Source organism: Alkalicoccobacillus porphyridii, assembly GCF_007293315.1.
Classification (GTDB): domain Bacteria; phylum Bacillota; class Bacilli; order Bacillales; family Bacillaceae_D; genus Alkalicoccobacillus; species Alkalicoccobacillus porphyridii.
In genome coordinates, this window is sequence record NZ_VLXZ01000092.1 from 1 (window position 1) to 351 (window position 351).

Annotated in this window: 1 protein-coding gene; it reads right to left on the reverse strand. The window is 43.3% G+C overall.

The annotated features are described in order from the left end of the window. Positions 1-165, reverse strand: a 165-nt coding sequence (locus FN960_RS23650; RefSeq protein ID WP_185971131.1) for an FAD/NAD(P)-binding protein, incomplete at its 3' end; no start/stop codon positions are given. Between the last annotated feature and the right edge of the window lie 186 nt (positions 166-351).

Below are 351 nucleotides of genomic sequence, written 5' to 3' on the forward strand. Positions count from 1 at the left end.
TGCCAGCATCATTTTTGAGTTTTCCTCATCACTGTATGGCATCCCGACACCGGCCTCGTCAGCCTGCTCGAAGATAGAAATAGAAAGTGGAGTTTGTTGCTGTAGAAGCGAGAATAAGGTGTAGATCCCCGTAGGCCCGGCACCCACAATAGCAATTTTCTTCATTGTTACTTACCTGTACGCATTCTTTCGAATTTAGTGTTATCAGATAAGTTTGGTTGAGATTTTTAGAATTTGAGAAATTTCAGACAGGGATGAAAAGGGCGCTAACCGCCCTTGATTAAATTCTGTCAGGCGAGTTTTGCCTGATTGATTTGACTCAGTGGCTCATTGACATCGAAAACTTTGGCG